The 5,954-nt window shown below is 42.9% G+C and carries 6 protein-coding genes and 2 tRNA genes; 2 read left to right on the top strand and 6 right to left on the bottom strand.

Features of this window, described 5'->3' with window-relative positions; all coding sequences use genetic code 11:
- Positions 1 to 191 precede the first annotated feature (191 nt).
- Complete coding sequence (locus A3756_RS15555; RefSeq protein WP_068510568.1) at positions 192 to 1,043, top strand: 6-carboxytetrahydropterin synthase; 852 nt, start codon at positions 192 to 194, stop codon at positions 1,041 to 1,043.
- Positions 1,044 to 1,054: 11 nt separating this feature from the next.
- On the opposite strand, the gene A3756_RS15550 is transcribed toward A3756_RS15555, so the two are convergent.
- The 5 genes from A3756_RS15550 to A3756_RS15525 form a co-directional block, all read right to left on the bottom strand.
- Positions 1,055 to 1,678 (bottom strand): alpha-ketoglutarate-dependent dioxygenase AlkB, encoded by a 624-nt coding sequence (locus A3756_RS15550; RefSeq protein ID WP_068510570.1) that lies wholly within the window; start codon positions 1,676 to 1,678, stop codon positions 1,055 to 1,057.
- Positions 1,679 to 2,510: 832 nt separating this feature from the next.
- Positions 2,511 to 2,586 (bottom strand) — tRNA-Glu (locus A3756_RS15540).
- A 21-nt stretch (positions 2,587 to 2,607) separates the two neighbouring features.
- Positions 2,608 to 2,683 (bottom strand) — tRNA-Ala (locus A3756_RS15535).
- 72 nt (positions 2,684 to 2,755) lie between these two features.
- Positions 2,756 to 4,267, bottom strand: a complete 1,512-nt coding sequence (gene gltX / locus A3756_RS15530) for a glutamate--tRNA ligase (RefSeq protein ID WP_068510577.1) — start codon at positions 4,265 to 4,267, stop codon at positions 2,756 to 2,758.
- A 74-nt stretch (positions 4,268 to 4,341) separates the two neighbouring features.
- Positions 4,342 to 4,986, bottom strand: a complete 645-nt coding sequence (locus tag A3756_RS15525; RefSeq protein WP_068510655.1) for an MBL fold metallo-hydrolase — start codon at positions 4,984 to 4,986, stop codon at positions 4,342 to 4,344.
- A 203-nt stretch (positions 4,987 to 5,189) separates the two neighbouring features.
- On the opposite strand from A3756_RS15525, the gene A3756_RS15520 reads away from it, so the two are divergent.
- Positions 5,190 to 5,528 (top strand): hypothetical protein, encoded by a 339-nt coding sequence (locus tag A3756_RS15520; RefSeq protein ID WP_068507198.1) that lies wholly within the window; start codon positions 5,190 to 5,192, stop codon positions 5,526 to 5,528.
- Between the two features lie 17 nt (positions 5,529 to 5,545).
- Here A3756_RS15520 and A3756_RS15515 read toward each other — a convergent pair.
- Positions 5,546 to 5,954, bottom strand: a 409-nt coding sequence (locus A3756_RS15515; RefSeq protein WP_068553834.1) for an MAPEG family protein, incomplete at its 5' end; no start/stop codon positions are given.

The following is a 5,954-nucleotide window of genomic DNA, read 5'->3' as shown; positions in this document are numbered from 1 at the left end:
TAATAGGAACTTTAGTTAACTAGTGTCTATTAAGGCTAATCTAAACACCTGATTTAACAAGTTAAGTATTCAATATGTTACAAAAAACCAAGAAAAGGAAAAAAACTGTAAAATGTCGGGGAATCCCTACCTATCCTTTGATATCATTACACGATAGGTCGGGACTCCCCTGCTTTCATTCAGGAAAACTTATGAACCAGCTGTTTGTTAACAACCTCAGTGTTATCGATTTCTCTTACTATGACTTTCAACGCGGGATACTCGGTGAAAGCTGGATCGTGGACATAGTGCTTAGTGGTGAGCTGGATGATCAGGGAATGGTCTTTGACTTCGGTCATGTAAAAAAGCAGATTAAGCAAATAATCGATGAAGAACTCGATCACCGCTTTGTGATATCAGCACAAGCCAAAAACCTTGAAGTAAAACAAGATAAAGGTGTGTGTGAGCTAAATTGGAAAAACGTCATGGGGTCTTATCAACACATATCCCCGGAATCAGCGGTGCTAGTACTTGATGTAAAAACCATCAATACTAAAACCGTTGCAGCTTATCTCGAAACAATAATTCTTAATGCCCTTCCTGACAATGTCAGTAAGGTCGAACTTTCTCTTAGTGAGGAGCACATTGACGGTGCTTATTACCACTATAGCCACGGCCTCAAAAAACATGACGGCAACTGCCAGAGAATCGTTCACGGTCACCGTTCAAAAATTGAGATATTTGAAAACCACCAACGAAATTTCGACTTAGAAGACTATTGGGCGGCTTGCTTCCGAAATATTTATATAGGTACGCAAGAAGATATTGTCGAGGAGTTTGATATTGACGGTAAAGCGCACGTAACGTTTGCCTATAGAGCACAACAAGGTAAGTTTAGTGTTACGCTCCCTGCCAAACGTGTCTACTTAATTGATAGCGACTCAACTGTTGAGTTAATTGCTCAACATGTCGCCCTACGCTGTAAAGAAATGAAGCCCGCCAACCATTATCGCGTCAATGCCTACGAAGGCGTCGGAAAAGGCTCTATTGCTGTTTCCAAATAAAGACACGCCCCTTACATAATTCGTCGGAAAGTTAGATTAATTCGCTCTGCAACCTCGCGTCGAGTTTTTGGCGCCTGGTGTAACCAATTCTTTTGCACGCCGGATTTCATTAGCAATAAAGAACCGTGCTCAAGCTCCAGCTGATATTTTTCTCCCTCTTTCCTTTTGTGTTTTAGCTGGAAGTAGCGACTTTGACCAAAGCTAAGTGAAGCGATAATCGGGTCAGGGCCTAAGCTTGATTCGTCATCACTATGCCAGGATACGCTGTCTTGACCATTACGGTAGCGGTTGACCAAGACACCATTGAATATTTCACCCGTACGCTGCTCTACCAAGATCTTTATATTTTGCAATAAGGGCGTCCAGTTTTTCGGCTTTGCAGCGATCCCAGAATAGCTGTAAGAGATGTTAGGATCACCATACCATGCACTGAGCCGCGGTATTGGGCGCTCGACACCATACATTTGAATATACTCTTGCTGCCATTCGATATCGCAAAGCAAAGACTTAAATAAGCTGTCAGCTTCACTGCGAGAATAAAAGTGACGGTAATAACTTAAGGCCCCACCATCTAAGCCAATATCAATTGCTTCGGGGTAAGCGTGAGCACTAGTTTCAAATAGATCTTCTGTCATCGATATATTATGAAGCTAAGACACAAAAAAAGGGAAGCTCTATGCTTCCCTTTTATAGATAAACCAACTCAGGCCAAATCAGTTTATTATATTGTCGCGTTGACTGCGCTTCTATTTATACTCCGTAACTACAGCTAGCAGCTTAGGCTACGTCTTGCGCTGATTTCATTTTTGCTTTCATTTCCTCACGAAACACTTCGATTGGGTCATCATGCAACCGGTGTGGATCCATATCGTGCTTCATTGTCCANATCATATAATCTAATAACTCTTGCTGTGCTTTTTCTTGTGCTTTACGTGCGCTACGGATATTTACAACATTTGATGTTTCAGTCTTTTCCACCATTTGTACTTCGTTGTTAGTTGCGAACATATTTATCACCCGTCAATTTAATCTGCTAATTAATCAATTTTTTGTATTTGTACTTCTCTTTGAAGTACATTTTTATTTAGTTGATTCACATTAAGCGATTAGCATGCCAACTTCATAAATAACTTTGATTACTTTTTATTTTCTTATTATATTCAATACCTTATACACAAACATATTTCACTTAAAAGTCTCGAGTACGGATTTCGTCAAACATAATACCTACTAACACCCAGTAAACGTCAAAAATCCATCAGGCAGATTTGATCTGCTAATCCCCCTCCTTTATGAGCCTCTAAAAAACAAATTTAACTGAGTATCGGCAGAGAAAAACACATAGAACAACTACAGTAGACAAGTAAATAGCCCGAAAAAGACTGAGAGAAAGTAACAATGGCTATACTCAACTTTCTACAGGCGAAAAAAAACCTCGATATCAAATTGATATCGAGGTTTTTTATATGGCGTCCCCTAGGGGAGTCGAACCCCTGTTACCGCCGTGAAAGGGCGGTGTCCTAGGCCTCTAGACGAAGGGGACAGTAAACTGTCCTGAATGATTTGGTGGAGCCATGCGGGATCGAACCGCAGACCTCAACGCTGCCAGCGTCGCGCTCTCCCAGCTGAGCTATGGCCCCGCACTGGTGTGCTGTGCATCATTCAACGGGGGCGTATATTATTGAAGTCTCCCCCCCGAGTCAAGACTATTTTTACACTTCTTTTAACTTTTTGATTTCTGCGCTAAGCGATTGATATTCCTTCTCTACTCGCTTGGTTTCTTTCTTGGAAAAGCCACCCAATATGCTAACAGCATGACGCAGCCTGGCACGACTCATATCTGGCCCTAAAAGCGCCATAGAATCGACTACTGACCAAGAGTTTGGTGTACCAGCAATAGCGATAAAGATTGGCTGCATGCAATCACCTATCTTAAACTCCATCACCTTGGACAAAGCCTTAATCTCGGCAAAGATATTATCTTTGTTCCAATCACGTAATGATTCCAATTGCCACAAAGCAAACTGCAACACGCGTTTAACTTGCCCTTCTTCTAGTTTTTTATGCGCAAAATCTGCAGCCTGTAATTCCAGCATACCTGAAAACATAAAGGTGCTTAATGGTGCGATGTCAGCAAAGGTCGATACACGCCCCTGTACATGCTCAACCAAAGGTTTAAGGTTTGCCTCGTTGAATGCCCAAGCTTGAGCGCGCGCCATAAATTCGTCAGCACTTAGATTTTCACGAATCCACACGCCATTCAACCAGCTTAGCTTTTCGACGTCGAAAATCGGTCCACCAAGCGAAACACGTTTAATATCGAAGTTCTCAATCATTTCCTGTAGTGTAAATTTCTCACGCTCATCAGGCATAGACCAACCCATTCGCCCCAAATAGTTAATGACTGACTCGGGTAAAAAACCAGCACGCTCATAATAATTAATACTGGTTGGGTTCTTACGCTTGCTTAGCTTGCTCTTATCCGGGTTTCGTAATAATGGCATGTGACATAGCACAGGCATATCCCAGCCAAAATACTTATACAACAACTGGTGCTTAGGTGCCGAGTTAATCCACTCTTCACCACGGATAACATGCGTGATCGCCATCAAATGGTCATCAACTACATTCGCCAGGTGATAAGTAGGCATACCGTCTGACTTAAGCAGAATTTGAGAATCGACCTGAGACCAGTCAATCTCTATCTTGCCACGTAACATATCGTCAATTTCGCAAACACCTTCGTCCGGAACTTTCATACGAATAACATGCGCATCGCCACGAGCTAAACGTTCTTTGACTTCGTCACTAGATAACTCAAGGTCACCTTTAATCCCAGGGTTTAAACCCGCCGCTTTTCGCTCTTCACGAATCGCATCAAGCTCTTCTGGTGTACGAAAACAATAAAAGGCATTACCCTGTTCGACCAACTGCTCGGCATAGGCACGATAGTCGTCTTTTCGCTCACTCTGGCGATAAGGCCCATAATCACCACCTACATCTGGACCTTCGTCCCAATCAAGCCCTAACCACTTCATTGAAGATAAAATATCACGTTCCGATTCTGGCGTGCTTCTCGCTTGGTCAGTATCTTCAATTCGAAGGATAAACTTACCTCCGTGTTGCTTGGCGAAACACATATTAAACAATGCAATATATGCTGTACCAACATGAGGGTCACCCGTTGGGGATGGTGCGATTCGTGTTCTTACCATTTGTGTCATTAACGTTATGCCTATCTGATTTTTTACTGTGTCAACGCTGGTATCGAGCGCTTAAATATTATCTGTATACCTTACTAGCCGTAACCACCAACAAAGGGGTTGTTGGCTTTTTCATGCCCTATGGTCGACATCGGGCCATGACCCGGAATGAATTTCGTTTCATCCGCCAATGCCCAAAGCTTAGATCGAATCGACTTCGCAAGCGTGTCGAAGTCGCCCTTAGGGAAATCCGTACGCCCGATTGAGCCTTGAAAAAGAACGTCACCAACGACCAATAAATCACTACCTCGATGGTAAAAAACGACATGGCCTGGCGTATGACCAGGACAATGTAGCACTTCGAGAATCTCGCTCCCCACTTCAACCGTATCGCCCTGTTCCAGCCACTGGTCAGGCGTAAAGATCTTGGCAGCAGGAAAACCAAACATCTGGCTCTGCTGAGGCAGCATATCAATCCAAAACTTATCTTCTTTATGAGGGCCAACGACAGGCACCCCACTCTGCTCAGCTAAATCCGCCGTTGCACCGGCATGATCAATATGCGCATGTGTCAAAATTACCTTATCAAGCTGAAGGCCTAAAGATTCAAGCTCAGCCAAAATTTTGGGTAAATCACCACCAGGGTCGACAACTGCCGCTTTTTTACTCTGATCGCACCACAAAATTGAGCAGTTCTGCTCAAAAGCCGTTACCGGCACTATCTTATACTGTAAACTCATGAAAAAATTACCGATAGAAAACAAGCTTATATCGCTGCTATATAGTTTGTGACAAGGGATTAAACTAATCGTCCGAACTGCACAGCAATTTTCTGACATGCATTATCCCTGAAGAAGAATGAAACTCAACCAAAAACGTATAAATGGATGCAAGGAAATGCCTTCAGTCAGCTATGCGTTAGTCACAATAAAGGACGATAACGATGCTGCTTAAATATAGCTACCCCTCAGTCAAACGGTCTTCAAAGTTTACTGCACTCATACTCGGTACAGCGCTCTCTGGCTGCTCATTTATTGAACTAAACCCTGGAGCCAAGCACATCATCTTTGCCAATGACGAGAACTGCGAATTGATCAATACATTTGAAGCGAGTGTACCGACAGAAAACGCTTTTATTACACGAAGTGATAAAGCCATAAGTGAAGAACTTCAAATTCTGGCACAGAACGCAGCATTTGAGCAAAAGGCAAATGCGATCTGGCCAGAGTCAGAGATTCTTGAGGGAAAACAACGCTTCAAGTTACTGCGATGTGACAGATAAACAAGTGCTTACGAGTACTATACCAACGCAAACAACATGGCGAGCCACAACACTGCTAAAGCCATCATACTCGCAGCAAAGCTCGCAAACCTTAGGCTGACATTGTTGTTACCCAAGTGGACAAAAGAATGTACTAGCCGCAAAGCCACATACAACCAAGCAGCGACAACTGACACAAGACCAACGCTATCCGTGATATAAGTGAGTATAACCCCAACATAAAATAAGGGTGGTACCTCAAAGTGGTTATGAATATGGCGAGTGAGAATATGGAGCCTTTGCGGCTCCTGCCCTTCATTGTATGAACGATAGTACTTCATACTAACTTCACCGCGTTTAATTGCCGCAAAGCGTGTTAACCCTAGTTTAAAAACTAAAAAAGAGGTTAATAAAAACATCGCGATAGCGGGATAGATAATTCTAACT

The sequence above is a fragment of the Oleiphilus sp. HI0086 genome (genome assembly GCF_001635225.1).
This window is presented reverse-complemented; position numbering and strand designations above follow the sequence as displayed.

Bases quoted from the DNA above. Each gene is read 5' to 3' on its own strand.
- A3756_RS15550 (WP_068510570.1), bottom strand. From the start codon at position 1,678: ATGACAGAAGATCTATTTGAAACTAGTGCTCACGCTTACCCCGAAGCA.
- A3756_RS15525 (WP_068510655.1), bottom strand. From the start codon at position 4,986: ATGAGTTTACAGTATAAGATAGTGCCGGTAACGGCTTTTGAGCAGAAC.
- gltX (WP_068510577.1), bottom strand. From the start codon at position 4,267: ATGACACAAATGGTAAGAACACGAATCGCACCATCCCCAACGGGTGAC.
- A3756_RS15520 (WP_068507198.1), top strand. From the start codon at position 5,190: ATGCTGCTTAAATATAGCTACCCCTCAGTCAAACGGTCTTCAAAGTTT.
- A3756_RS15555 (WP_068510568.1), top strand. From the start codon at position 192: ATGAACCAGCTGTTTGTTAACAACCTCAGTGTTATCGATTTCTCTTAC.